The organism is Actinomycetospora cinnamomea, from assembly GCF_003096675.1.
GTDB lineage: Bacteria > Actinomycetota > Actinomycetes > Mycobacteriales > Pseudonocardiaceae > Actinomycetospora > Actinomycetospora cinnamomea.
This window is the reverse complement of sequence record NZ_QEKW01000032.1, coordinates 1-24,279: the sequence shown is the minus strand read 5'-3', so window position 1 is coordinate 24,279 and position 24,279 is coordinate 1. Positions and strand designations below refer to the sequence as shown.

Annotated in this window: 25 protein-coding genes; 10 read left to right on the top strand and 15 right to left on the bottom strand. The window is 75.1% G+C overall.

Going from position 1 to position 24,279, the window contains the following annotated elements; all coding sequences use genetic code 11:
• Window positions 1–101 precede the first annotated feature (101 nt).
• From C8D89_RS28025 to C8D89_RS28015, 3 genes are read left to right on the top strand one after another with little or no spacing between them, the layout of a single operon-like run.
• The gene (locus C8D89_RS28025) at window positions 102–1,244 is read left to right on the top strand and encodes a precorrin-3B synthase (protein ID WP_116711434.1); all 1,143 of its coding nucleotides are present in this window, start codon (window positions 102–104) and stop codon (window positions 1,242–1,244) included.
• Complete coding sequence (locus C8D89_RS28020) at window positions 1,241–1,909, top strand: precorrin-8X methylmutase (RefSeq protein WP_116711433.1); 669 nt, start codon at window positions 1,241–1,243, stop codon at window positions 1,907–1,909. Before C8D89_RS28025 ends, C8D89_RS28020 begins: the two co-directional genes overlap by 4 nt.
• Entirely contained in the window at window positions 1,906–3,405 is a 1,500-nt protein-coding gene (locus C8D89_RS28015) for a precorrin-2 C(20)-methyltransferase (RefSeq protein ID WP_116711432.1), read from the top strand. The genes C8D89_RS28020 and C8D89_RS28015 overlap by 4 nt, the downstream gene beginning before the upstream one ends.
• On the opposite strand, the gene C8D89_RS28010 is transcribed toward C8D89_RS28015, so the two are convergent.
• The 4 genes from C8D89_RS28010 to C8D89_RS27995 are packed head-to-tail and all read right to left on the bottom strand — an operon-like array spanning window position 3,396 to window position 4,639.
• Window positions 3,396–3,581 (bottom strand): hypothetical protein, encoded by a 186-nt coding sequence (locus C8D89_RS28010; RefSeq protein WP_116711431.1) that lies wholly within the window; start codon window positions 3,579–3,581, stop codon window positions 3,396–3,398. The two genes, C8D89_RS28015 and C8D89_RS28010, sit on opposite strands and share 10 nt — an antisense overlap.
• A gap of 13 nt (window positions 3,582–3,594) precedes the next feature.
• On the bottom strand, window positions 3,595–3,885 hold the full coding sequence (locus tag C8D89_RS28005) for a hypothetical protein (RefSeq protein ID WP_116711430.1): 291 nt from the start codon (window positions 3,883–3,885) through the stop codon (window positions 3,595–3,597).
• Window positions 3,886–3,920: 35 nt separating this feature from the next.
• On the bottom strand, window positions 3,921–4,286 hold the full coding sequence (locus C8D89_RS28000; RefSeq protein WP_116711429.1) for an ArsR/SmtB family transcription factor: 366 nt from the start codon (window positions 4,284–4,286) through the stop codon (window positions 3,921–3,923).
• Window positions 4,283–4,639 carry a VOC family protein gene (locus tag C8D89_RS27995; RefSeq protein ID WP_116711428.1) on the bottom strand — a complete coding sequence of 119 codons (357 nt, stop codon included), beginning with the start codon at window positions 4,637–4,639 and terminating at the stop codon, window positions 4,283–4,285. The genes C8D89_RS28000 and C8D89_RS27995 overlap by 4 nt, the downstream gene beginning before the upstream one ends.
• Window positions 4,640–4,736: 97 nt before the next feature.
• Here C8D89_RS27995 and C8D89_RS27990 point away from each other — a divergent pair, with 97 nt between their 5' ends.
• Window positions 4,737–7,526 (top strand): DUF2232 domain-containing protein, encoded by a 2,790-nt coding sequence (locus C8D89_RS27990; RefSeq protein WP_165825987.1) that lies wholly within the window; start codon window positions 4,737–4,739, stop codon window positions 7,524–7,526.
• Between the two features lie 67 nt (window positions 7,527–7,593).
• Here the strand turns inward: C8D89_RS27990 and C8D89_RS27985 are convergent, their stop codons facing one another.
• The 8 genes from C8D89_RS27985 to C8D89_RS27950 form a co-directional block, all read right to left on the bottom strand.
• Window positions 7,594–8,319, bottom strand: coding sequence for a cobalt-precorrin-6A reductase (locus C8D89_RS27985; protein ID WP_116711426.1), 726 nt, complete (start codon window positions 8,317–8,319; stop codon window positions 7,594–7,596).
• The gene (cobM, locus tag C8D89_RS27980) at window positions 8,316–9,059 is read right to left on the bottom strand and encodes a precorrin-4 C(11)-methyltransferase (RefSeq protein WP_116711425.1); all 744 of its coding nucleotides are present in this window, start codon (window positions 9,057–9,059) and stop codon (window positions 8,316–8,318) included. Before cobM ends, C8D89_RS27985 begins: the two co-directional genes overlap by 4 nt.
• Entirely contained in the window at window positions 9,056–10,258 is a 1,203-nt protein-coding gene (gene cbiE, locus C8D89_RS27975; RefSeq protein ID WP_116711424.1) for a precorrin-6y C5,15-methyltransferase (decarboxylating) subunit CbiE, read from the bottom strand. The genes cobM and cbiE overlap by 4 nt, the downstream gene beginning before the upstream one ends.
• 62 nt (window positions 10,259–10,320) lie before the next feature.
• Window positions 10,321–11,055 (bottom strand): PaaI family thioesterase, encoded by a 735-nt coding sequence (locus tag C8D89_RS27970; protein ID WP_133252103.1) that lies wholly within the window; start codon window positions 11,053–11,055, stop codon window positions 10,321–10,323.
• A 47-nt stretch (window positions 11,056–11,102) separates the two neighbouring features.
• The gene (locus C8D89_RS27965) at window positions 11,103–12,011 is read right to left on the bottom strand and encodes an oxidoreductase (protein ID WP_116711422.1); all 909 of its coding nucleotides are present in this window, start codon (window positions 12,009–12,011) and stop codon (window positions 11,103–11,105) included.
• A 40-nt stretch (window positions 12,012–12,051) separates the two neighbouring features.
• The gene (locus tag C8D89_RS27960) at window positions 12,052–12,780 is read right to left on the bottom strand and encodes an esterase/lipase family protein (protein WP_116711421.1); all 729 of its coding nucleotides are present in this window, start codon (window positions 12,778–12,780) and stop codon (window positions 12,052–12,054) included.
• Window positions 12,781–12,842: 62 nt separating this feature from the next.
• On the bottom strand, window positions 12,843–13,205 hold the full coding sequence (locus C8D89_RS27955; RefSeq protein ID WP_116711420.1) for a cupin domain-containing protein: 363 nt from the start codon (window positions 13,203–13,205) through the stop codon (window positions 12,843–12,845).
• Window positions 13,206–13,333: 128 nt separating this feature from the next.
• A complete protein-coding gene (locus C8D89_RS27950; protein ID WP_116711419.1) occupies window positions 13,334–14,455 on the bottom strand; it encodes a DUF418 domain-containing protein in 1,122 nt (373 codons plus the stop codon).
• 58 nt (window positions 14,456–14,513) lie between these two features.
• Between C8D89_RS27950 and C8D89_RS27945 the strand changes: the two genes are divergently transcribed.
• Window positions 14,514–14,912, top strand: coding sequence for an ArsR/SmtB family transcription factor (locus C8D89_RS27945; RefSeq protein WP_423717298.1), 399 nt, complete (start codon window positions 14,514–14,516; stop codon window positions 14,910–14,912).
• On the opposite strand, the gene metX is transcribed toward C8D89_RS27945, so the two are convergent.
• Window positions 14,909–16,057, bottom strand: a complete 1,149-nt coding sequence (metX, locus tag C8D89_RS27940) for a homoserine O-acetyltransferase MetX (RefSeq protein WP_116711445.1) — start codon at window positions 16,055–16,057, stop codon at window positions 14,909–14,911. The two genes, C8D89_RS27945 and metX, sit on opposite strands and share 4 nt — an antisense overlap.
• A gap of 11 nt (window positions 16,058–16,068) precedes the next feature.
• Window positions 16,069–17,379, bottom strand: a complete 1,311-nt coding sequence (locus C8D89_RS27935) for a bifunctional o-acetylhomoserine/o-acetylserine sulfhydrylase (protein ID WP_116711444.1) — start codon at window positions 17,377–17,379, stop codon at window positions 16,069–16,071.
• Window positions 17,380–17,644: 265 nt separating this feature from the next.
• Between C8D89_RS27935 and C8D89_RS27930 the strand changes: the two genes are divergently transcribed.
• A complete protein-coding gene (locus C8D89_RS27930; protein ID WP_116711418.1) occupies window positions 17,645–18,913 on the top strand; it encodes a cytochrome P450 in 1,269 nt (422 codons plus the stop codon).
• 299 nt (window positions 18,914–19,212) lie between these two features.
• Here C8D89_RS27930 and C8D89_RS28890 read toward each other — a convergent pair whose 3' ends face one another.
• On the bottom strand, window positions 19,213–20,037 hold the full coding sequence (locus tag C8D89_RS28890) for a hypothetical protein (RefSeq protein ID WP_133252102.1): 825 nt from the start codon (window positions 20,035–20,037) through the stop codon (window positions 19,213–19,215).
• A gap of 314 nt (window positions 20,038–20,351) precedes the next feature.
• On the opposite strand from C8D89_RS28890, the gene C8D89_RS27920 reads away from it, so the two are divergent.
• The 4 genes from C8D89_RS27920 (at window position 20,352) to C8D89_RS27905 (ending at window position 23,923) form a co-directional block, all read left to right on the top strand.
• The gene (locus C8D89_RS27920; RefSeq protein WP_116711416.1) at window positions 20,352–20,945 is read left to right on the top strand and encodes a TetR/AcrR family transcriptional regulator; all 594 of its coding nucleotides are present in this window, start codon (window positions 20,352–20,354) and stop codon (window positions 20,943–20,945) included.
• A gap of 79 nt (window positions 20,946–21,024) precedes the next feature.
• Window positions 21,025–22,200: an alkane 1-monooxygenase gene (locus tag C8D89_RS27915; RefSeq protein ID WP_116711415.1), complete on the top strand. Its 1,176-nt coding sequence runs from the start codon at window positions 21,025–21,027 to the stop codon at window positions 22,198–22,200.
• A gap of 29 nt (window positions 22,201–22,229) precedes the next feature.
• On the top strand, window positions 22,230–23,438 hold the full coding sequence (locus C8D89_RS27910) for an MFS transporter (RefSeq protein WP_116711414.1): 1,209 nt from the start codon (window positions 22,230–22,232) through the stop codon (window positions 23,436–23,438).
• 56 nt (window positions 23,439–23,494) lie between these two features.
• Window positions 23,495–23,923, top strand: a complete 429-nt coding sequence (locus tag C8D89_RS27905) for a PPOX class F420-dependent oxidoreductase (RefSeq protein WP_116711413.1) — start codon at window positions 23,495–23,497, stop codon at window positions 23,921–23,923.
• Window positions 23,924–24,279 lie beyond the last annotated feature (356 nt).

The window sequence follows — 24,279 nt, the reverse complement described above, 5'->3', positions numbered from 1 at the left end:
TCGCCTGATCATCTGATCAGACATCGTGACACGGCCGCCGGTGACGGGACGAGCCTCGCGGCGCTCTTCACCTGAGCATCTGACTAGATAATGTGTCGAAGATGTCCGAGCCCCTCCGCCCCGCCGGCGCCCGCCAGCCTACGGCCGGCCCGCCGGCACGCACGGTGCCGGACGCCTGCCCGGGGGCGTGGCGACGCCACGACGCCACCGACGGGGCCCTCGCCCGCTTCCGCCCGGTGGGCGGCGCGGTGGCGGCCGCCGAGCTACGCGCGCTCTCGCGGGCCGCGGCGGCGGGAGGCTCGCCGCTGGAGCTCACCTCGCGCGGATCGCTGCAGGTCCGGGGCCTGACCGCCGACGCCGCCGACGCGCTCGCCGAGGAGCTGGCCACGCTCGCCACCGGGTCGGCGTCGCTGCTCGACGCGCAGGGCCGCGACCTGCCGTGCAGCGTCGTCGCCTCCCCCCGCTCGAGCCGGCTCGACGGGGCTGCCGCCGCGCTGGCCGACGCCCTCCGCGGGCGCACGGACGTCCCCGGACGCCTGCTCGTGGCCCTCGACGACGGCTCCGGCGACGTGGCCGGCCTCGGCGCGGACGTCACCGTGGCGCTCGCCGGCGAGCGCGCGTCGCTCACCCTCGCCGGCACCCCGACCGACGTCACCGCCGACGATCCCGCCGGCCTCGCCCTCGCCGCCGTCGAGGCCTTCCTCGCCGTCCGGGGCAGCGCCTGGCGCGTGGCCGAGGTGGGTGCCGAGCGCGTCCTCTTTGCGCTGCGCGCCCGTGCGTGCTCGTCCGTGCCCCAGCACGGACGAGCACGCACAAGGCCGGACGCCCGAGAGGTCCTCCCCCGTCTCGGGGAGGTCGGGACCGACGCGGCGCAGGTCCTCGCCGACCTCGGCGACGCCGGCGCCGCGCTGCGCGTCACGCCCTGGCGCACCGTCGTCCTGCGGGGCCTCGCCGACCCCGACGACGCGATGCAGCGCCTCGACGGCCTCGTCGAGACCGGGCCCTCCCCGTGGTCGACGCTCTCGGCCTGCGTCGGCGCCCCGCGCTGCGCGCGCTCGCACACCGACGTGCGCGGAGACCTCACCCGCGCCGTCGCCGCCGGGCGCGCCGGGGGCCTGCTGCCCGCGCACTGGGTGGGCTGCGCGCGGGCCTGCGGCACGCCGGCCGGACCGGTGGCCGTGGTGGAGGGCACGCCGTCCGGCACCTATCGCACGATCGTCCGAGCAGGGAAGGTGAGCCCGTGAGTGCCGGCCCGACCCCCACGACGGAGCAGTCCGCCGTCCCCGCGTACCTCGTCGACGGGCCGGAGATCTACCGCCGGTCCTTCGCGATCATCCGTGAGGAGGCCGACCTGGGGCACCTGCCGCACGACGCCCACGACCTCGTCGTCCGCATGATCCACTCCTGCGGGATGGTCGACCTCGCCGCCGACACCGAGGTCTCCCCCGGCGCGGTCGCCGCCGCCCACGCGGCGCTGACCGCCGGCGCCCCCGTCCTCTGCGACGCCGCCATGGTCGCCAGCGGCATCACGCGCCGCTTCCTGCCCGCGGGCAACGACGTGCTCTGCACTCTGCACGACCCCCGCGTCCCCGACCTCGCCGCGACGCTGGGCACCACCCGCAGCGCCGCCGCCCTCGAGCTCTGGCGCGAGCGCCTCGACGGCGCCGTCGTCGCGATCGGCAACGCGCCGACCGCGCTGTTCCGCCTGCTCGAGATGGTCGAGGAGGGCGCCGGGCGGCCCGCGGTGGTGCTCGGGCTGCCGGTCGGGTTCGTGGGGGCGATGGAGTCGAAGGCGGCGCTGGTGGGGCACCCGGCCGGCCTGGAGCACGTCGTCGTCCACGGCCGGCGCGGCGGGTCGGCGATGGCCGTCGGCGCCGTGAACGCGCTCGCGCTGGGCGCCGCCCGGTGACCGGCACCCTCTACGGCGTCGGGGTCGGCCCCGGCGACCCGTCGCTGATGACCGTGCGCGCGGTCGAGCTGGTGCGGGGCGCCGACGTCGTCGCCTACCACTGCGCCCGCCACGGCCGCTCCAACGCCCGTGCCGTCGTCGCGCAGTACCTCGGCACGCAGGTCGAGGAGCAGCTGACCTACCCGGTGACCACGGAAGCGGTGAGCTCGGCCGACGACTACCAGAGCCGCCTCGACGCCTTCTACGCCGACGCCGCCGCCCGCCTCGCCGCGCACCTCGACGCCGGGCGGGACGTCGTCGTGGTCGCCGAGGGCGACCCGTTCTTCTACGGCTCCTACATGCACCTCCACAAGCGCCTCGCCGACCGGTACCCCACCGAGGTCGTGCCCGGCGTGACGTCGGTGTCCGCGGCCTCCGCCGCGTTGGGGCGCCCGCTGGTGGAGCGCGACGAGGTGCTGACGGTCCTGCCCGGCACGCTGCCGCCCGACGAGCTCGCCGCCCGCCTCGCCCAGACCGACGCCGCGGCGGTGATGAAGCTCGGCCGGACGTTCACGAACGTTCGCGCGGCGCTCGACACCTCGGGGCGTCTCGACGAGGCGCACTACGTCGAGCGCGCCTCCACCGACGCCCAGCGCACCGCCCGCCTCGCCGACGTCGAGCCGGCCTCGGTGCCTTACTTCGCGGTCGGCCTCGTGCCCTCGCGGGTCCACGCGGACACCACGCCCGCCGCCCGCGCCGAGACCGCCGCCGTACTCGACGGGCGGGCGACCGGCGACGTGACGGTGGTCGGCCTCGGTCCCGGCGCCCGCGACCGGCTGACCCCCGAGGCCGCGGCGGCCCTCGCCGTCGCCGACGACGTCGTCGGTTACGCCACCTACACCGCCCGCGTGCCCCCGAACCCGCGCCAGCGGGTGCACGCCTCGGACAACAGGGTGGAGTCCGAGCGGGCGGCGTTCGCCCTGGACCTCGCGCGGTCGGGGCGGCGGGTGGCCGTCGTGTCCTCGGGCGACCCCGGGGTGTTCGCGATGGCCTCGGCCGTGGTCGAGGTCGCCGCCGCCGACTACCCCGACGTGGCGGTGCACGTCGTCCCCGGGGTGTCGGCCGCCCAGGCCGTGGCGGCCCGTGTCGGTGCCCCGCTGGGCCACGACTACGCGATGATCTCCCTGTCCGACCGGCTCAAGCCGTGGGACGTCGTCGAGCGCCGCCTGGCCGCCGTGGCCGACGCCGACATGGCCGTCGCGATCTACAACCCGGCCTCGCGGTCGCGGACCTGGCAGGTCGACGCCGCGCGCGAGGTGCTGCTGAAGTACCGCGACCCGTCGACGCCGGTGGTGGTCGGGCGTGACGTCGACGGGCCCGAGGAATCGGTGCGCGTGGTCCGCCTCGCCGACCTCGTCCCGTCCGAGGTCGACATGCGCACGCTGCTCATCGTCGGCGCGTCGACGTCGCGCTGGCCGACGCCGGGCGTGGTGTACACCCCGCGCCGCTACGGCTGATCGCCCTCGAGGGGGACCCACTCCCAGACCTCGTCAGGCCGCTCCCGCCCGACGAGGCGCCCGCACGTCGGGCAGAACAGCTCGTAGGCCGCCATGGACTCGTTGCCCGTGTCCCACCCGGTCACGACCCAGCCGTGCTGGAGTCCGCCGAGGCACAGCCAGCGCCGGTCACTCACGACCCCGATCGTGTCAGGCGACCTGGCTCAGCGTCGCGGCCTCGTAGGGGCGGGTCTCCCACTGCTCGAGCGGGAGGTCGCCGACGGAGGCGAAGAGCTCGCCCATCCCGGCCTGCAGGGCCTCGGGCGAGGCCCACACCGAGATGGCGACGATGCGTGACCCGTCGGCCTCCTCGAAGGCCCCGATCTCGTCGAGGCCCTCGATGTGCGCGGACGTCGCGCGGATGACCCCCATCGCCTCGATCATGTCGTCGCGGTGCTCGGGCCTGGGGAAGTGGACGACCTGGAACAGCACACGGCTCACGGGGAGCTCCTCTCTCCGACGGGACGGGTGACGGGCTATCCGGCTTCTCGGTGGTGGGGAGCGACGCCCCTGTCGGCCTCGGCGATCCGGCGCGCGCGGTCGAGCGCCGAGGACCACAGGTCGTCGAGCATCTCCCGCACCCCGGCGAGGCCCTCCGGCCGCGCGGCGTAGAACCGTCGCGTGCCGTCCCGCCGCTCGGTGAGCAGGCCGGCCTCCTTGAGCACGGTGAGGTGCTGGCTGACGGCGGTGCGGCTGACGTCGAACGCCGCCGCGATCTCCCCGGCCGCCAGCTCGTCGTGGGCCACGAGCTGCAGGATCGCCCGCCGACGCGGCTCGGCGAGCGCCCGCAGCGCGCGGTCGTACGGGTCGCGCGGGTCCTCCTCGGGGCCCGCGCGGCTCACGCCCAGAGCCCGACGGGGTTGCCGTCGGGGTCGGAGACGACGGCGATGCGCCCGTAGCCCTCGGGCAGGTCCATCGGCGGGGCGAGCACATCCGCGCCCAGCTCGCCGGCCCGCGAGAGCCGGTCCTCCAGGTCGTCGACCCGGACGTAGATCTTGACGCCGGTGTCGCCGGGCGCCTGCGACGGGCCGATGCCGCCGCCGACGGCTTCCGGTCCGGCCCCGGTGTCGACCATCGCGTAACCGTCCATCGACGGGTCGGCCTCGGCCGACCAGCCGAACAGCTCGGTGTAGAAAGCGCGGATCTTCTCGGGAGCGGTGCTGGTGATCTCGAAGAACGCGACGGGCTGACCCATGGTGACCCCCTCGGTGTGTCGTACCTTACTAACGTTAGTGCTTACTTTCGTAAGAGTCAACGGACGGAGCGGGTTTCGCGGCGGGCATACTCGGTCCGTGCGGCGCTTCCGCCGGTCGTCCTCCCGCCGGCCCCTCGACGCGGTCGAGCTCGCGGAGGCCGCGGCCCTGGGCGACCTGGTGGCCGTGGTCTGCGTCCTGACGCGGCTGTTTCCCGTGGGCCCGCTCGGCGTGGTCGTCGCCGCATTCCCCCTCGCCGTGCTCTCCGGGCGGCGCCCCGGGCTCGCCGGACCGGTCGGGGTGCTCGTCGCGGTCGTCGTGGCGTTCCTCGTCGGCGGCGCGGGGCCGTCCGGGTCGGCGGCGTCGGCGGCGTCGCTGGGTTGGCTCGTCGGCCTCGGCTGGCGACGCAGCTGGTCGACGGTGCGGACAGCGGTGAGCGGGGTGGTGGTGCTCGCCCTGCCCACCTCGCTCGCCGGCACCGCGGTGCTCGCCGTCCTGGCCGCCTACCGCGAGCTCGTGCTCGACCAGTTGCGCACCACGTGGGGCGGTCTCGCCCGCGTCCTGCGCGGCAGCGGCGCGCCGGAGCACGTCGTGGCCACCGGCGACCGTGCCGTGCAGATGGTCACCGACTACTGGTACGTCTCGATCCCCGCGCTCGCCGTCGTCGGCACGCTGATCGGCGTGGCCGTCACAGCGCTCGTGCTGGCTCGCCCGCTGCGCGCCGTGCAGCGCCTCCTGCCCACCGACCTCGCCGGGCGCCTGCCCCTCGGGGGCACCGGCCGGGCCGTCGCCCCGCTGCCCCTGCGCCTGCGTGGTGTCACGCTGCCGTCGGGTCCGCCGCTGGACCTCGACCTCGACGCCGGCCGGTTCGTGGTGGTCACCGGACCGAACGGGGCCGGGAAGTCGACGCTCGGGCGCGTCGTCGCCGGGCGCGCGCCGGACGCGGGCACCGTCGAGCGGCCCGGGGACGCGGGCCTGGGTGTCGTGGGCGGCACCGGCATGGTCTTCCAGCGCCCCGACAGCCAGGTGCTGGGCGTGCGGGTCGCCGACGACCTGCGCTGGGGCCTGCCGCCCGGGCACCCCGTGCCGGTCGACGAGCTGCTCGCGCGCGTCGGGCTCGAGGGTGCGGGCGACCGCGACACCGCGACGCTGTCGGGGGGCGAGCTCCAGCGCCTCGCGCTCGCGGCGCTGCTCGCGCGCCGGCCCGCGGTGATGATCAGCGACGAGAGCACCGCCATGCTCGACCCCGAGGGGCGCACCGAGGTCACCGACCTGCTGCGCAGCCTCGCGCGCACCGACGGCGTCGCCGTCCTGCACATCACCCACCACGACCCGGGCGAGGCCGACGCGACGCTGGCCCTGCCGGGGCCGGCGGACGAGCACGGGTCGCGGCGCGCACCCTGGGGCCCGCCCCGGCCCGCCGCGGGCGGGACGCTGCGCCTGCGCGGGGTCGATGTCGTCCACGACGCCGGCACGCCGTGGCGCCGCCCCGTGCTCTCCGGGGTCGACCTCGACATCCCCGCGGGGCGGACCGTGCTGGTCACCGGCCCCAACGGCGCCGGCAAGACGAGCCTCGCCTGGCTGCTCGCCGGACTCACCGCCCCCGCCCGCGGCACGGCCACGCTCGACGGCGCCCCGCTGCGCAACGGCCGCGACGGCGCGCTGCTGGCCGTGCAGCACGCCCGCCCGGCGCTGCTGCGCCCGACCGTGGGCGAGGAGGTCGAGGACGCCGCCGGCATCGGGCCCCGCACCGCCGACGCCACCCTCGCCGCCCTGGGCCTCGACCCCGCCGTCTACCGCGACCGGTCGGTCGACGAGCTCAGCGGGGGCGAGCAGCGCCGCGTCCTGCTCGCCGGGCTGCTCGGCGCCGGGCCGCGGGTGCTGGTGCTCGACGAGCCGCTCGCCGGGCTCGACGCCGACGCCGCCGCGGCCGTCCACGACGCCCTGCTCGCCGCCCGGGCGGCCGGCACCACGCTCGTCGTCGTCACCCACGACATCGCCCCGCTGGCCGACCTCGGCGACGCCGTCCTGCGCGTCGACGAGGGCACCGTGCACGGGCCGCCCGAGATCGTCGGCGCGTCGGCGGCGAGCACCGGCGGGCGGGAGCGGCGGCCCCGCGGCGCGGTCGGGGCCGTACGGACGCTGCCCGGGTCGTCACCGCTGCACCGTGTGTGGGCGGGCACGAAGATCGCGGTGCTGGTGGCGACGGCCGCATCGCTCGCGATCGACCCCGCCTGGCCGACGCTCGCCGCCGCCGTCGCGGTGCTGCTGGTCGGCGCCGTCGCGGCGCGCCTGCCCCGCGGCGCCGTGCCCCGTCCGCCGAAGTGGCTGCTGCTCTGGGCGCCGGCGATCGTGTTCTCGACGCTGTCCACCCGCCCGCCGCTGGTCGAGGTGTTCGGCTACGACCTGAGCGTCGGTGGCCTCGAGCGCGTCGTGCTCTTCCTGGCCACGACACTCGTCTCGCTGCTGGGCGCGGCGCTGCTGGTGGCCTCGACCCCGCTCGGCGCCTTCCCCCCGCTGCTCGAGCGCCTGGTCCGCGCCGGGCGCCGGGTGCGTGTGCCGTTCGGGACGCCGGCGACGGCGATCGCGCTCGGTCTGCGCCTGGTCCCGCTGCTGCTCGCCGAGGGACGCACCGCCTGGCTCCTGCTGGGCCAGCGCAAGCCCGTGGGGCGCGCGGTCACCCCGTTCCGCGAGCAGGTGCGCGTGGCCGTGCGCACCGCGATGCTCGCCTGCGCCATGGCCACCCGCCGCGCGGCCGAGACCGGCGAGGCGATCACCGCCCGCGGCGGGCCCGGCGCCGTCGCCGGCCCGGACCAGCGCCCCGGCCGCCGCGACCTCGTCGTCCTCGCCGTCGTCGCCGTCATCCTGGCCCTGGGCCAGCTGGCGTAGTGCTCATGTCAGCGGTGGGCCACCGCAGACACCCAGTGTCCGTATCGCCACACGCTCGCCGGCGGGATCATGGCGCGAGCTGGTCCAGACGGACGAGCACCTCGCCGACGCTCTCCACCGCCTCCACGCCGGGGGGCAGGGGCGGGCGGTCGACGAGCAGCACCGGCAGCCGCCGTTCCCGCGCCGCCACGAGCTTCGCCTCCGTCGCACCGCCGGAGTCCTTGGCCACGACGACGTCGATGCGCCGTCGGTCGAGCAGGGCGCGCTCGTCGTCGAGGGCGAAGGGCCCGCGGGCCAGGACGACCTCGGCCCGCGGCGGCAGCGCGTCCGGCGCCTCGATCGCGCGCACGAGGAACCACGCGTCGACCCCCAGGAATGCGCCGACCCCCTGACGCCCGGTCGCGAGCAGCACCCGTGCACCGGCCGGGATCGCCGCGGCCGCCGCCTCCAGCGACGGCACGCGGGTCCAGCGGTCGCCCGCGCCCGCGGTCCAGCCGGGGCGGCGCAGGACCACCAGCGGCGTCGCGGTGCGCGCGGCGGCGGCCGCGGCGTGCTCGGTCATCGCCGCCGCGAAGGGGTGGGTCGCATCGACGAGGACGTCGACGTCGTCCAGCGCCGCGGCCAGCCCCTCGATCCCGCCGAAGCCGCCGGTGCGCACCTCGCCCGACGGCAGCCGCGGGTGCCGGGTCCGGCCCGCCAGCGACGTCGTCACCGCGTAGCCGCCGTCGACGAGACGTGAGGCCAGCGCCCGGGCCTCGGCGGTCCCGCCGAGCACGAGGACCCGCGGGGTCACGGCCGGGCGCGCGCGGCCGAGTAGAGGTGCGAGTCGCAACCCTCGGAGGTCCCGACCACCGGCCCGACGACGATCACCGCGGTCCGGCGCACGTCGGCCTCGGCGACACGCCCGGCGATGTCGGCCAGCGTCCCCCGCAGGACCACCTCATCGTCCCGCGACGCCCGCGCGACGACGGCGACGGGTTCGGACGCGGGCCGGTGCGCGCGCAGCGCCGCGACGACCTCGGCGCAGCGCTGCACCGCGAGGTGCAGCACGAGCGTCCCGCCCGCCGCGGCCCAGACGTCCAGGGACTCCCCCGCCGGCATGGGCGTCGCGTTGGCCGCGTCGCGGGTGAGCACCACGGACTGTCCGACGCCGGGCACGGTCAGCTCGGTGCGCAGGGCGGCGGCCGCGGCCGCGAACGCGGGGACGCCGGGCACGATCTCCCACGGGACGTCGGCCGCGTCGAGGCGACGGGTCTGCTCGGCAACCGCGGAGAACACCGCGGGGTCGCCCGAGCACAGGCGGGCGACGTCGTGGCCGGCCTCGTGGGCGGCGAGGAGCTCGGTGGTGATCTCGTCGAGGGTCAGCCGCGCCGTGTCGACCAGGTGCACCCCCGGCGGGCACTGCGCGAGCAGCTCCGGCGGCACCAGCGAGCCCGCGTAGAGGCAGACCGGGCTGGTGGCGAGCGCGCGGAGCCCGCGCACGGTGATGAGGTCGGGCGCGCCCGGCCCGGCGCCGACGAAGCGGACGGTCACTCGGGGTCCTTCCGGTGGATCAGTTGGGTCACGCCGGCCAGCGCCTTCCAGCCCGCGAACCGCCCGACCGGCTCGGCGCGCTGCACGGCGATCCGCCGCAGCGCCCCGCCGTGCTCGGCGCGGAACGCGGCCAGCGCCGCCTCGCCCTCGACGGTGACGGCGTTGGCGACGAGCCGACCGCCGGGACGCAGCGCCTCGCGCGCGGTCGCCAGCATCCCCGGCGCCGACACCCCGCCGCCGACGAACACCGCGTCCGGTGGGTCCAGCGCCTCCAGTGCCGCCGGCGCGCGCCCCACCACCACACGCAGCCCCGGCACCCCGAGCGCCTCGGCGTTGGCGGCGATCCGGGCCGCGCGGTCCTCGCGCACCTCCACGCTGATCGCCCGGCAGGCGGGGTGGTGGCGCATCCACTCGATCCCGACGCTGCCCGCTCCCCCGCCGACGTCCCACAGCAGCGCGGCGGGCGCGGGACGCAGCGCCGCCACGGACAGCGTCCGCAGCTCGGCCTTGGTCAGCTGGCCGTCGTGGTCGTAGGCGTCGTCGGGCAGCCCGGGCGCGCGCCCGAGCAGCGTGTCCGCGGGCGCGTCGGGGCACGTCACCGCCACCACGGCCAGCGGGTCGCCCGGCGGGTGCGTCCACGTCGCGGCGAACCCGTCGACGCGGCTCTCGGTCTCCGCGCCGAGCGAGCCGAGCACCGTGAGGCCCGCCTCGCCGTACCCCCACGACGTGAGCGCCGACGCCAGCGCGGCGGGGGCGTCACCGTCGGGGACGAGCACCAGCAGCCGGCGACGCGGCGCCAGCGCGGCCCGCACCGCCGCGAGGGGACGCCCGACCGTCGAGAGCACGTCGACGTCCTGAGCCGCCCACCCCAGCCGCGCGCAGGCCAGCGACAGCGACGAGGGTGCCGGCAGCACCGTCGCCTTCGGGGCGTGCGCGAGCACCGCGGAGCCGATGCCGTAGAACGTCGGGTCGCCGCTGGCCAGCACCACGAGCGCCCGGTCGGCGTGCTCGGCGAGCAGCCCGGGCAGCGCCGGCAGCAGCGGCGAGGGCCAGGTGACGTGGGTGGCGTCCCCCGCCGGCAGCAGCGCCAGCTGGCGCGGCGCGCCGAGCACGACCTCGGCCGCCTCGAGGGCGCGGCGGGCGGAATCACACAGCCCGGGCCATCCCTCGGCGCCGACGCCGACCACGGTCACGCTCACCGCGCCACCTCATCACGAAACGCCCTCGCGGCGGCCCCGGGAGGCCCGATCCGGGAGGCTCGTCACCCGTAGCGCAGGCCGGAGACGCTGAGCACCACGCGGTCCCGGTCGTCTCGCAACAGGGCGCGGCCGCTGCGCAGGCGCCGCCCGCCGTGCTCGAGCTCGGCCTCGGCGTGCACGGTGCGCCCGTCGGCGGGCACCGGGCGCAGGAACGCCGCACTCGCCTCGTCCGCGGGCCCGTCGAGCACGCCGGCCAGCGCCCGGGCGGGCACCGACGCGAGCGCCCCGCCCTGGACGACGGCGGCGGTGTTGACGGCCTGGTCGCTGGGTGCCCCGCCGTCGCGGACCATGCCGGCCACGGTCAGCGGCGACGACGCCCATGACGGCACCTCGGTCCCGTAGCCGGCGGCGACCTCGTCGGTGAGCACCGCGTTGCGCCCGTGCGCCCGCGCGATCGTCCGCCCGGCGCCGTCGGTGATCACCGCCGTGCTCAGGGCGACGTCGGGCAGCCGCTCGTCGAGGCAGCCCGCGGCGTGGAGGGTGTCGCCCTCGATCTCGCGGGACAGGACGTGCAGCGTCAGGCGCAGCGTGGTGATGCGCTGACCGGGGTCGAGGGTGCCGGTGACGGCCAGCCCGGAGGCGAAGTCGCCGAGCAGCCAGAGGGCCGCGTCGGGGTCGGCCGACGGCGCGGGCAGGGTGGTGTCCGCCCGGCCCGGTGCGATCGCGACCAGCCGGGCGTGCACCGCCGCGTGCACGGGGGCGAGCGGGACGTCGTCGCGGACGACCCGGCGCAGCACCGTCAGCGGCGCCTCACCGGCGGGGCCGACGGGGCCGGCAGGCGTGCTCAGGACCGCGCGCCGGCGCGGATGCGCGGCGTGACGCCGGTGAGCTCGGCCGCGAGATCCCACAGCCGGGCCTGCACCTCGCGGTCGTGCGAGGCCACCGTCGACCCGACCGGCACGGGCGGGCCGGCGATCTCCTGGAACCCGCTCGGGCCGATGTAGGTACCGCCGGGCAGGTCGGGCATCGTCGCCGCGTAGAGCGTGGGCTGGGCGCCCATCGCCGGGCCCTGCGCGATGACCTTGTTGAGCAGGCCCATCGCCGCGTCCTGGACCGACTCGGTGCGGCTCTGCAGGTTGGTGGCGCTGTAGCCGGGGTGGGCGGCCATCGAGCGCAGCGGCGAGCCGGCGGCGACGAACCGGTGCTCGAGCTCGTAGGCGAACATGAGGTCGGCGAGCTTCGACTGGCCGTAGGCCAGCCAGCGCTGGTAGCGACGACGGCGCCAGTTGAGGTCGTCGAGGTTGATGCTGCCCATCCGGTGCGCGGCGCTGGACAGCGTCACCACGCGGTCGGTGATCACGTCGAGCAGCAGGCCGGTGAGCGCGAAGTGGCCGAGGAAGTTCGTGCCGATCTGCATCTCGAACCCGTCGGCGGTGCGCTGCTCGGGGATCGCCATGAGGCCGGCGTTGTTGATCAGCACGTCGACCGGTCCGTCGAGGTCGGCGGCGAACGCGCGCACCGAGGAGAGGTCGGCGAGGTCGAGGCGGCGGACGTCGGTGGTGCCCCGGGCGCCGGAGCCGATCTCCGCCGCGGCCTCCGCGCCCTTGTCGGTGTTGCGCACCGCCAGCACGACGTGGGCGCCCGCACGGACGAGCTCGCGGGCGGCCTCGAGGCCGATCCCGGAGTTGGCGCCCGTGATCACGAACGTCCGTCCGGACTGGTCTCCGATGTCGGCGGGGGTCCACGCAGCCATGGGGGCACCGTGCCCCGCCGCCCGGTGGCCCAAACGGTGGTCACGGTCGCACGAGCACCTCGGCCAGGTGGCGGTACACGTGCACGTTGACGCCGAGGCCGACGTGGCTGCCGCGGACCTCGTGGGCCTCGGCGCCGTCGGGACGGCACGCCGAGGGGCGCACGATCCCGTCCTCGGCGGTCCAGATCGTGACGACGGCCGGGGTGGCGGGCGCGGCGAGGTCGGCGCCGAAGGGGCAGGGGCAGCGCACGGTCAGGCAGTGCGGGCGGTGGGGACGCAGGAGGTTCTGGGCCAGCCGCGCTCCGCCGACCGCGGCGAGGGTGAGCGCCGACGCGTCGAGCTGGGAGCCCAGCGGGCTGCCGAGGGCGACGACGCGGCGGACCCGCTCGGGGCTCCGGGTGGCGAGGGCCCGGGCGAGCAGCCCTCCGCGGCTGTGCCCGATCAGGGTCACGGCGGCGCCGCTGCGGTCGGCGACCTCGGCGAGACGGCGGTCGAGGCGGCGCACCGCGGCCTCGGAGCAGTCGACGTTCCAGGCGATGCCCGAGCGGTACGAGCGGTGGCCGATGCGCCGCAGCCAGTCGTGCAGCGCCGCGAGCGTGACGTCGCCGGCGAGGAACCCGGGCACGAGCAGCACCGGCGCGCCGTCGCCGTGCGGGACGTCCTCGCCGCGCCAGGTGGCGCTGAGCAGCAGGCGCGCCAGCTCGAGGTGCACCCGCGCCTCGCCGAGGGGACGGCCCCACCAGCGCACCGGCGGCGGCAGCTCGGCCATGCTCCGACCCTATGTGAGCGGAATTCCCGGCTGTAGTAGTCGGGAACTCCGCTCACGTGGGCTCAGCCGCGCGCGTACGTCTCCGCGGTCTTGGTCTCGAACTCCAGACCCATCGCCGGCTCGTCGCCGACGACCCAGGCGTCGTGTCCGGGCTCGAGCCGGTAGGTCTCGCCGGCCACCAGGTCGGCCTCGGTGCCGTCGTCCGCAACGATGTGGAGCTGCCCGGCGAGCAGGTAGCCGAGGTGCGCGGCCTGGCAGCTCTCCCCGCCGACGACGGGCTTGATGCACTCCGACCACCGCCATCCCGGCTGCACGGTGAGCCGGGCGATCGTGGCGCCGCCCAGCTGGACGACCTCGACCGTCGTCTTCTCCGGCGTGCGGGTCTCGTCGGGTGTGCTCATGTTCCGGTGCTCGATCGCGGGCATCGTCGACTCCTCTGCGGTCTCCTGTTCTCCGCGCGGCCCGGGCGGCCGCCGCGGGACCGCCCAGTGTGACGCCGTCGCGTCAGAACGGCGGTCGCTGTCACCCGGTCGGCCCAGCAGGAACAGCGGGACTACGGCCGTGCGTGCCGATACGTGAGGCGCCGGACGACGAGCTCCGCGGGCCCGCGGTGCCCGGCGCGGGCCAGCGCGCCCGCGACGAGGACGCCGGCCAGCCACGTCAGCAGCCCGATCAGCGAGGCCGTCCCCAGCGAGGCCACGGACCCCAGGTCGCCCGCGAACCGTGCGAAGACGGCTGTGAACACCACCGACTGGGACAGGTAGAGCGTCATCGACCAGGTCCCCGCCGCCGCGACGAGGTCACGGCCCGGCCAGGAGACGCTGCCCAGCAGGCCCATCACTCCGAGCAGCCCGAGCGCGCCCGCGTAGCCCCCGGCCGTGTGCGCCGCCCCCGCAAGAGCCCCGAGGGCCGGACCCGGCGCCCACAGACCGGCCACGGCCAGGGCCAGCGGCAGCCCGAGCAGCACCGACAGCCCGAGCCCCGCCACTGCCCACACCCCGAGACGGCGACGGTGGGCGTCCGGGTCGTCGAGCGTTCCGGTGCGCGCGATCACCACGCCGACCAGCACCGCCGGCGCCGTGAGCAGCGCGGAGAACAGGGTCGTCGCGAGCCACTCCGCGGGGTGCGCCGCGAGCGCCTGCCCGAACGTCGGCGCCGCGATCGACGGCACCGTCGGTCTCCCCTGGGGAAAGCCCTGCCCGGTCGAGAGCAGGCAGCCGAACGCCGCGATCGCCGCCGCGACCGACAACAGGCCCCGGGTCGACGCCGCCCCGGCCGCCGACGAGGCGACCACCGGCGCGATCAGCAGGATCACCAACCCGTAGGCGCCGATGATGTCGCCGGGGAACAGCAGCACCCCGTGCAGCGCGCCCACCCCGAGCAGCACCACCCCGCGCCGGCGCACCACGCGCTCCGGGACGCGCTCGGCCAGCCGCGTCACGCCGAACCCCACCAGCGCCGCGAAGAGCGGGTAGACCCGCCCGTCGACCAGCACCATCTGCACGACGGCCACCACCCGATCGACGCCCTCGAGGCCCGCGGGGTAGCCGCGGTAGGCGATCGGTCGTGCCACGAGGTAGAGGTGCGCGTTGGCCACCGCGATGAGGGCCAGCAGCAGGCCCCGGGCGAGGTCCGGGGTGACACGCCGGGCCGCGAGGCCCGTCGGTCCGGTCACGCTCGCCTCCCGTCCGTGCCACCACCCGGCGGCGGCGTGAGGATGACACGATGGGTCGGTGCACCTGACCGAGCCCCCGGACGGAGCCCGCGAGGACGCCGCCCGCGCCGCGCAGCGTCACCGGGCGCTCGACGAGGACCACCGCGTCTGTGACGCCATCGCCGCGCGCCCCGACGAGGACACCATGCACGCGTGGGTCACGCGCTTCGCGCTCCTCGCCGACCCGACGCGCCTCACGCTGCTGCTGTGCATCCACGCCGCGGGCGAGATCTGCGTGTCGGACCTCGCCGTCGCCGCGGGCCTCAAGGACACCACCACCTCGCAGGCCCTGCGCCTGCTGCGCGCCCAGGGCCTCGTCGCGACCCGCCGCGACGGCCGGGTCGTGCGCTACCGGCTCGCCGACGAGACCGTGCACACGCTGCTGCACCAGGTCGCCGGCGAGCCCGCAAGGATCTAGGCGTCGAGCAGGTCCGCGAGGATCCTCTCCAGCTGGCGGGCCTCGATGAGGAACGCGTCGTGCCCGAACGGCGACTCGATGCGCCGCACCTCGCCCGCGCCGGGGATCAGGGCGGCCAGCTCCTCCTGCTGGTGCAGCGGGTAGAGCCGGTCCGAGGTCGACCCGGCCACGACCGTCCGGGCCGTGACCCGCCCCAGCGCCTCGCGCAGCGAACCCCGCCCGCGGGCCACGTCGTGGCCGTTCATCGCCCGGGTCAGCGCGACGTAGCTGCCCGCGTCGAAGCGGTGCACGAGCTTCTCGGCGTGGTGGTCGAGGTAGCTCTCGATCGCGAACCGTCCACCGTCGTCGGGGTCCTCCCCCGGCTGCGGCCGCCGCCCGAAGCGCGTGTCGAACTCCTCGCCGGTGCGGTAGGTGATGTGCGCGATCCGTCGGGCCACGCCCAGCCCGACGTGCGGGCCCTCGCCGCGGGCACGGTCGTGGTAATCGCCGCCGCACCAGCCCGGGTCCTCGCGGATCGCCGCGATCTGGGGCGCCGCCCATGCGATCTGGTCGGCCGACGCCGCGGCCGGCGAGCACAGCAGCAGCAGGCGCTCCACCCGCGCGGGGTGCATGACGGCCCACTCGAGCGCGCGCATCCCGCCCATCGACCCGCCGAGCACCGCGGCCCACCGGTCGATGCCCAGCGCGTCGGCGAACCGCTCCTCCACCGTGACCTGGTCACGCACGGTCGTCCGAGGGAAGCGCGAACCCCACGGACTCCCGTCCGGCCCGGGCGATGACGGCCCGGTGGTGCCCTGGCAGCCCCCGAGCACGTTGGGCGCGACGACGAACCAGCGGTCGGTGTCGATGGCCCGCCCCGGCCCGATGAGTGCCGACCACCAGCCCGGCGTCGGATGCCCGAGACCGGCGTCGCCGGTGACGTGGCTGTCCCCGGTCAGCGCGTGCAGCACGAGGACCGCGTTGGACCCGTCGAACCGGCCCCACGTCTCGTAGGCGACGTGGACGTCCGGGAGCGTCTCGCCGCTCTCGAGCGTCACCGCGCCGAGGTCGACGAAGCGACGGTCACCGACCGGGTCCCCCTCCCGCCACGCGCCGGTGGCGGGAGGGAGGACCGGGACGGTGCCGTCGGTGAGTGAGGTGGTCACGCAGCCGAGGCTCACTCAGCGGCGGACTTGGCCGCGGTGAAGCCCGCCTCGAGGTCGGCCAGGATGTCCTCGACGTGCTCGATGCCGACCGACAGGCGCACCAGGCCGGGGGTCACGCCGCTGGAGCGCTGCTCGGGCTCGGAGAGCTGGCTGTGCGTGGTCGACGCCGGGTGCACGATGAGGCTGCGCACGTCGCCGATGTTGGCGAGGTTCGAGTGCAGGCTCGTGCCGTCGACGAACGCCCGGCCGGCCTCGACGCCGCCACGCAGGTCGAACGCCACGATGCTGCCGGCGCCGCGCGGCATGTAGCGCTGCTGCGCCGCGTGCCAGGGGCTGGACTCCAGGCCCGCGTAGTAGACCTTCTCTACCTCGTCGCGGCCCTCGAGCCACTCCGCGATCCGCTGGGCGTTGTCGACGTGACGCTCGATGCGCAGCGACAGCGTCTCGATGCCCTGGATGATGAGGAAGGCGTTGAACGGGCTCAGCGCCGCGCCGGTGTCGCGCAGGTGCTGGACCCGCATCTTCGCGGCGAAGGCGCCCGGGCCGAGGGCCTCCCAGAACTTCAGGCCGTGGTAGCTCGGGTCCGGCTCGTTGAAGCCCGGGAACCGCTGCGGGTCGTCGCCGAACGAGAACGTGCCGCCGTCGACGACGAGGCCGGCGATGCTCGTGCCGTGCCCGCCGAGGAACTTGGTCGCCGAGTGGATCACGATGTCGGCGCCGTGCTCGATCGGGCGCACGAGGTAGGGCGTCGGGACGGTGTTGTCGACGAGCAGCGGCACGCCGACCTCGTGGGCGGCGTCGGCCACGCCGCGGATGTCGAGGACGTTGTTGCCCGGGTTGGGCAGGGTCTCGGCGAAGAACAGCTTGGTGTTCGGACGGGCGGCCCGGCGCCACTGGTCGAGGTCGTCCTGGTCGTCGATGAAGGTGACCTCGATGCCCATCTTGGGCAGCGTGTAGTGGAACAGGTTGTAGGTGCCGCCGTAGAGGCTCGGGCTGGACACCATGTGGTCCCCGGACTCGGCGATCGTGAGGATCGCCGCCGTCGTGGCCGCGCTGCCGCTGGCGAAGGCCAGCGCCGCGACACCTCCCTCGAGGGCCGCGACGCGCTGCTCGAGCACGTCGTTGGTGGGGTTCATGATCCGCGTGTAGATGTTGCCCGGCTCGGCGAGGCTGAACAGGTCGGCGCCGTGCTGGGTGTCGCGGAACGTGTACGACGTCGTCTGGTAGATCGGCGTCGCCCGGGCGTTCGTCGTCGGGTCCGGACTCGATCCCGCGTGGATCTGTCGGGTCTCGAAGGACCAGCCGGCGCTCGCGTCGGTCATCTCGGTGCTCACTCCATCGTGGGTCGGGTGGGGGTGCGTCATCGTGCTCGGCCGGCGGGGTGCTGCCCCTCAGCGACACCGCTCGTCGAACGCGTCGCCGCGCCGGCTCGGCCAGAAATCCTCGAGATCAACCCGCACCACGGTCGCGATCCTCTCGCCGCACGGCGTGGGGCACAACCGAGGCACGCGCGCGCGTCACGTCGGTCACGTGTCGCCGCGCGTGCCGGTCTGGCGGGCCACGATCCTCTTTGGCAGCCTGCCAACTATGACGCTGTCGACCGTCGACCTGGGGAACCGCGAGTTCTGGGCCGCGCCGTGGGAGGACCGCTTCGCCGCGTTCGCGACCCTGCGCGCCCAGGCGGGCCTGCCGTGGTTCGCCGAGCCCGAGTTCCCCGGTTTCGAGCGCGGTCCCGGGTTCCGCGCCGTCACCCGCCACGCCGACCTCGAGTACGTCAGCAAGCACCCCGAGCTGTTCTGCTCGGGCCGCGGCGCGGTGTCGATCCTCGACCTGCCCGCCGAGGCGCACGAGTTCTTCGGCTCCCTCATCAGCATGGACGCGCCGCGGCACACGAAGATCCGCCGGATCGCCGCGCAGGCGTTCACCCCGCGGCGCACCCAGGGCCTGCTGGACGACGTGCGCCGGGTCGCCCGGTCGGTGGTCGCCTCCGCGCGGGAGAAGGCGCTGGCCGGCGACGGCTCGTTCGACCTGGTCGCGGACGTCTCGGCGCCGATGCCGCTACTGATCATCTGCGAGATGATGGGCATCCCCGAGTCGCGGCGGGACGAGGTGTTCGCGCACTCCAACGTCATCCTCGCCGGCGAGGACCCCGAGTACGTCACGTCGGAGAACCCGCTGGGCGACTACCTCGCCGCCGGCGCGGGCCTGTCCGGGCTGATGACCGAGCTCGCCGCCGCCCGCGAGGCCGAGCCGACCGACGACGTCACCTCCGCGCTCGTGCACGGCACCGTCGACGGCGAGCGGCTGACGCACCAGGAGATCGCGTCGTTCTTCATCCTGCTCTGCGTGGCGGGCAACGAGACCACCCGCAACGGGATCACCCACGGCGTCTGGGGCATGCACCGGCAGCCCGAGCAGTGGGAGCTGTGGTCCTCCGACGTCGACGGCGTCACCCCCACCGCCGTCGACGAGGTCGTGCGCTGGGCCTCGCCGATCAACTGGATGCGGCGCACGGCGGTGTCGGACACCTCGGTCGGTGACGTCCCGGTCGAGGCCGGCGAGAAGCTGCTGCTCGTCTACGGGTCGGCCAACCGCGACGAGGCGGTGTTCGCCGACCCCGACCGCCTCGACCTGCGCCGCTCCCCCAACCCCCACCAGGGCTTCGGCGCCCACGGGCCGCACTTCTGCCTTGGCGCGCACCTCGCCCGCCGCGAGATCGCGGTGCTCTTCCGCGAGCTCTTCGCCGGCATGCCCGACCTGCGCGTGATCGGCGAGCCCGACCGCCTGCGCAGCATCTTCGTCAACGGGATCAAGCACCTGCCCGTCGCCCTCGCAGGGACGGACGCGGCGCGGTAGCGGGTCGCGATGTGGGTGACGGGCGCTCGCTCGACGCCGGGGCCGTGTCGGGCGGGCGCCGGGCAGCGGGTGCTCTCGCGGTGATCAGGGAGTGCGTACGGTCGATGTCGATCTTCCCGGCGACCGCACGGGCTCCGTTCACGGGACGCGCTCAAGATCCTGGCTTGTGGAGCATCCGTTTCCGTGAGCGCAACGTTCGCTCCCCTCGCGAGGATCTTCGCGCGAACCGAGGGTGGATCGCGAGTTCGGTGACGAAGGCCGGGGAGGCGCGGAGATCGTCACCGAAGTCGCTCTCTCGGTCAGCCGACGGGCTCGCCGGCCGGAACCTCGACGGTGTTGGCCTCGGTCTGCGTGCCGGCCTCGGTCTGCGTGCCGCCGCCGGCCCCGAGGCGGGCGCGGCGGAGCACGCCGTGACGCAGGGCGAACGCGGCGAGCGTCGAGAGGATCAGTACGCCGGTGATCGCGGGCGTCCCGAGCCCGCCCGGCAGGCTGTCGAACGCCATGGCCTGGACGTCGCTCGCCGTCGTGACCGGCGAACCCTGATCGACCCCGGTCAACGTGCGCAGGGGGCTGCCGGCGGGCGCGAGGAGCAGGTTGGGGTTGATCGCGCCGAATCCGATCGTGGGGACAGTGGCGGCGAGGCCGCCGGAGCCGAGTGCGGGCGAGAGGAGGTTCGCCTGCCGCACATCGGGTGCAGGAAGCGCGGGGGGCGGCTGCACGGGAAGGGCGGCCGAGGCCGGGGCCGGCCCGAGCGGCGGCGCTCCGTTGGTGGTCCCCGTCCCGCCGCCAGCCGGCGGGGTCGTGCCGTTCCCGCCCGTGCCGGCGCCGTCGGTGGACTCATCGTTGTCAGCGGGCCCGTCCGGGTCCAGCACGCCGCCGCCACCGTTGTCTTCCGGCTGCTCAGTGGCCGGCGGTTGTTCGGTGGTGGGTGGGTCGGTGTCAGGGACCAGCCCGAGAGTCGCCTTCGCGAGGGAGGCAAGAACGACACCCGTCAAACCCACGCAGTCATCGCCACGAACCTCACCCTGTACTCCTTGGTAGTAGCAGGGTTCGCCATCCGCCGCCGCCGACGCCGTTCCGGTACTCAGAGCGAGAGCGCCGGTCACGAGGGCACCGACGATCACGCTCGGCAGCATTCGACCGGGACGGACTGGCATGGGCGGACCCCTTCGACCGGGCGGCGGAGGCACGCGGGGACCCGCGTCACTTGCGCAGTCATCGATCGGGGGTGACGGACGTTACCCATCAGTTGGCCGAGTCCCGGAGTTCACTGACTTGGCGCAGTACCCGGCCGCCGAAGGGACGCTCGGGTTCGGCCGGTCGCGAGGTTTACGGCAACCGCGGGGTGCTGGGTCACCCAGATCAACGAACGGGTCCAGGTGGCGGTGACGACTTTGGTCCGGCTTCACAGAGGGTTGCGTTGCGTGACACTGATCGTATGAGCGGGGAGTCGTTGCGCCTGGAGTTCCGGCGCCAGGTGCGCGAGCGGGTGCTGACGACCGCCCACCGCCAGACCGTGGAGCGGGGGTGGGAACGGGTGCGGGTCGGCGAGGTGGCCGTCGAGGCCGGCGTCTCGCGCCCGACGCTCTACCGCGAGTTCGGCAACAAGGACGGTCTCGGCGAGGCCCTGATGAACCGGGAGGCCGAGCGCTTCTTCGCCGCCATCCGCGACGCGCTCGCCCAGCACGACGACGTCCCCCGCGCCGTGGCCGCGGCGACCCGCCTCACCCTGGAGGAGGCGGCCGAGAACCCGCTGCTGCGCGCGGTGCTCACCGGCAGCCGCTCCGGGGACGTGGGACTGCTGCCGTTCCTGACCTCGCGCTCGGAGTCGATCCGCGAGTCCGCCCGCGCCCTGCTCGCGACCTGGCTCGAGCAGCAGATGCCCGAGCTGCTGCCGTCGACGGTCGAGGAGACCGTCGACGCCGTCGTCCGCCTCGTGATCTCGCACGTCGTGGCGCCGGCCCTCGACCCGGTCGACGTCGGCGAGCGCATCGCCCACCTCGTCTCCGCCCTCGTCCGACCCCAGAGCTGAGACAAAAACTCGTACTTGTCTCAGAGCGCATCACACTGCAGACTCCTGACCGCGAGAGGTCGCGTCGAGGGAGACCCGCATGAGCACGACTGACGTCACGTCCGACACCGCGCCGCGCGAGGAGGCCCGCCCCTGGCGGGACCGCAAGCGCTACCTGTGGCCGCTGGCCACACTGATGCCGGCGATGCCGTTCGTCGGCGCAGGGTTGTCCACGGCCACCGGCTGGGCCGCCTGGTGGTGGATCGGGCCGATGATCCTCTTCGTGATCCTGCCGGCGCTGGACCTGATCTTCGGAGCGACCGACGACAACCCGCCGGAGTCCGAGCGCGAGCGCCTCGAGGCCGACCGCTACTACCGCTGGGTGACCTACCTCTTCCTGCCGATCCAGTACGCGAGCCTCGTGTTCTGCTGCTGGGTCTGGGCCACGTGGGACCTGCCGTGGCACGCCGACCTCGGCCTGGCGCTGACGATGGGCGTGGTCAGCGGCGTCGCCATCAACACCGCGCACGAGCTGGGCCACAAGCGCGAGGACGTCGAGCGCTGGCTGTCGAAGATCGCGCTCGCGAGCTCGGCGTACGGGCACTTCTACGTCGAGCACAACCGCGGCCACCACGTCCGCGTCGCCACACCGGAGGACCCGGCGAGCTCGCGACTGGGCGAGAGCTTCTGGGCCTTCCTGCCGCGGACCGTCTGGGGGAGCCTGCGCTCGTCGTGGCACCTGGAGACCAGGCGCCGCTCGAAGGGCCGCCACTCGCCGCTGGACCACGAGATCCTCATCGCCTGGGCGATGACGCTGGTCCTGTTCGTCGCCCTCGTCGCGGCGTTCGGCCTCATCGTGCTGCCGTGGCTCGCGCTGCAGGCGGTCGTCGGGTTCACGTTGCTCGAGGTGGTCAACTACCTGGAGCACTACGGCCTCAAGCGCGGACGGCGCGCCGACGGCCGTTACGAGCGCACCGACCCGCGCCACAGCTGGAACGCCGACCACACCGTGTCGAACCTGCTGCTCTACCAGCTGCAGCGCCACTCCGACCACCACGCCAACCCGCTGCGCCGCTACCAGACGCTGCGGCACTTCTCCGAGTCGCCGCAGCTGCCCAGCGGCTACGGCTCGATGATCGTCGTGGCGCTGTTCCCGCCGGTCTGGCGACGGATCATGGACCCGAAGGTCGTCGCCCACTACGACGGCGACGTGACGCTGGCGAACCTGCACCCGCGCACCCGGGAGCGCTACCTCGCCCGCTACGCGCGGGCATAGGAGCGGCGGCACGGGCGTTGGCGTCGGGAGTGAGCACTCCCGCCGACGCCCTGCACCCCACCCGGCGCGGCCGGCTCTTCGCCGCCGTGGCCGGGGCGGTGGTGCTCTTCCTCGCCGCGTCGAGCGTCCCGTCGCCGCTCTACGTCGTCTACCAGGCCCAGTGGGGCTTCTCGGCCTCGACGTTGACGGCGATCTTCGCGGTGTACGTGCTGTTCCTGCTGGCCTCGCTGCTCGTCGTCGGCGGGCTGTCCGACCACGTCGGGCGACGACCGGTGCTGGCGGTCGCGCTGGCGGTGCAGACCGTCGCGGTGGTGCTGTTCCTGCTGGCCGGGAACGTGACGATGCTGCTGCTCGCCCGCGCGGTGCAGGGCGCGGCCACCGGCGCCGCGATCACCGCGATGGCCGCCACGCTGGTCGATCTCCGACCCGAACGCGCGGGCCTCGCGAACGCCGTCACCCCGCTGGTCGGCCTGGCGCTCGGCGCGCTGGGCTGCGGGCTGCTCGTCGAGTACGCCCCGGCGCCGACCCGCCTCGTCTACGGCGTGCTGCTCGCCGGCTTCGCGGTCGTCGCCGTCGTCCTCGCACTGCTGCCCGAGACCGCATCACGACGCGCGGGCGCCCTCGCGTCGCTGCGTCCCCGGGTGCGCATCCCGTCGGGGCTGCGCACCGAGGTGCTCGCGATCGTCCCGACGCTCGCCGCGAGCTGGGCGCTCGGCGGGCTGTACCTGTCGCTGGGGCCGTCGGTCGTCGTCGAGCTGTTCGGCCTGCGCAGCCACCTCGTGGGCGGCATCGTCGTCACGCTGCTCTGCGGGGTCGGCGCGCTCAGCGCGGTCGCCGTCTTCCGACGCACGCCCGAGACGCTGCTCGCGCCCGCCGGGGGCCTGCTCGCGATCGGGACGCTGGTGACGCTCGGGGCGCTGGTGCTCGACTCCCCGCCCGCCGCCGCCGGTGGCACCGTGATCGCCGGCGTCGGCTTCGGGGCGGCGTCGCTCGCGTGCTTCGGCACCCTCGCCCGCATCGCCGCGCCCGAGACCCGCGGCGAGCTCATGGCCGTCGCCTACGTGGTCGCCTACCTGGCCTTCAGCCTGCCCGCGGTGGCCGCCGGCGTCGCCACCGTGCAGGTCGGGCTGCGGCCCGTGGCGGAGGTCTACGGCCTCGTCGTCGTGGTCCTGGGCATGAGCGCGGTGGTCGCCCGGGCACTCGTGCTGCGCACGCGCCGCCGCGGCGCGCGCCCGTAGGGTCCGCGCGGCCCACCGAGAGCACCGAGATCACCGACAGCACCGAGAGGAACCCCGTGCCGAAGCCCCCGCTCCCCGACGACGTCCAGGACCTGCTGCGCAAGCCGAACCCCAGCGTGATCACGTCGATCCGTCAGGACGGCCAGCCGGTCTCCGTGCCGACCTGGTACCTGTGGGACGACGGCCGGGTGCTCGTGAACATGGACGCCCAGCGCAAGCGGGTCGAGTACCTGCGCCACGACCCCCGGGTGTCGATCTCCGTGCTCTCCGAGGACGACTGGTACACCCACGTCAGCATGCAGGGGCGCGTCGTGGAGTGGGTCGACGACACCGACCTCGCCGACATCGACCGCTGCGCGAAGCACTACACCGGCAAGCCCTACCCCATCCGCGACCGCGCCCGCGTCACCGCGTGGATCGAGGTGGACCGCTGGCACGGCTGGGGCGCGGTGAAGGCCTCCGACGTGCCCGACAACGCCGGCTAATGGGGGCGCCGGGTCGTGAGTGAGAGGCTCGGCGCTGGTAGCGGCCGGCGGGTCAGCACTCCCGTCGACAGAGCGCTGGTGAGCTCTAGGCTCAGATCGTGCGCCCGCCGGTCGTGAGCAGGCGTAGATCGCTGATGGGATGACGTGCCCCGGGCAGGACTCGGTGAGCACTTGACCATTAGTCCGCGACGGTCCTGCTCCGCGCTACCGATCTTGGTGGACGATGATCGGGAGGGCCTGGCGGTGGTGCTGTTCGTGGGGGATGACTGGGCCGAGGACCACCACGACGTGGAGGTCTGTGACGAGACCGGACGCCGGCTGGCCAAGGCTCGGTTGCCCGAGGGCATGACCGGGAT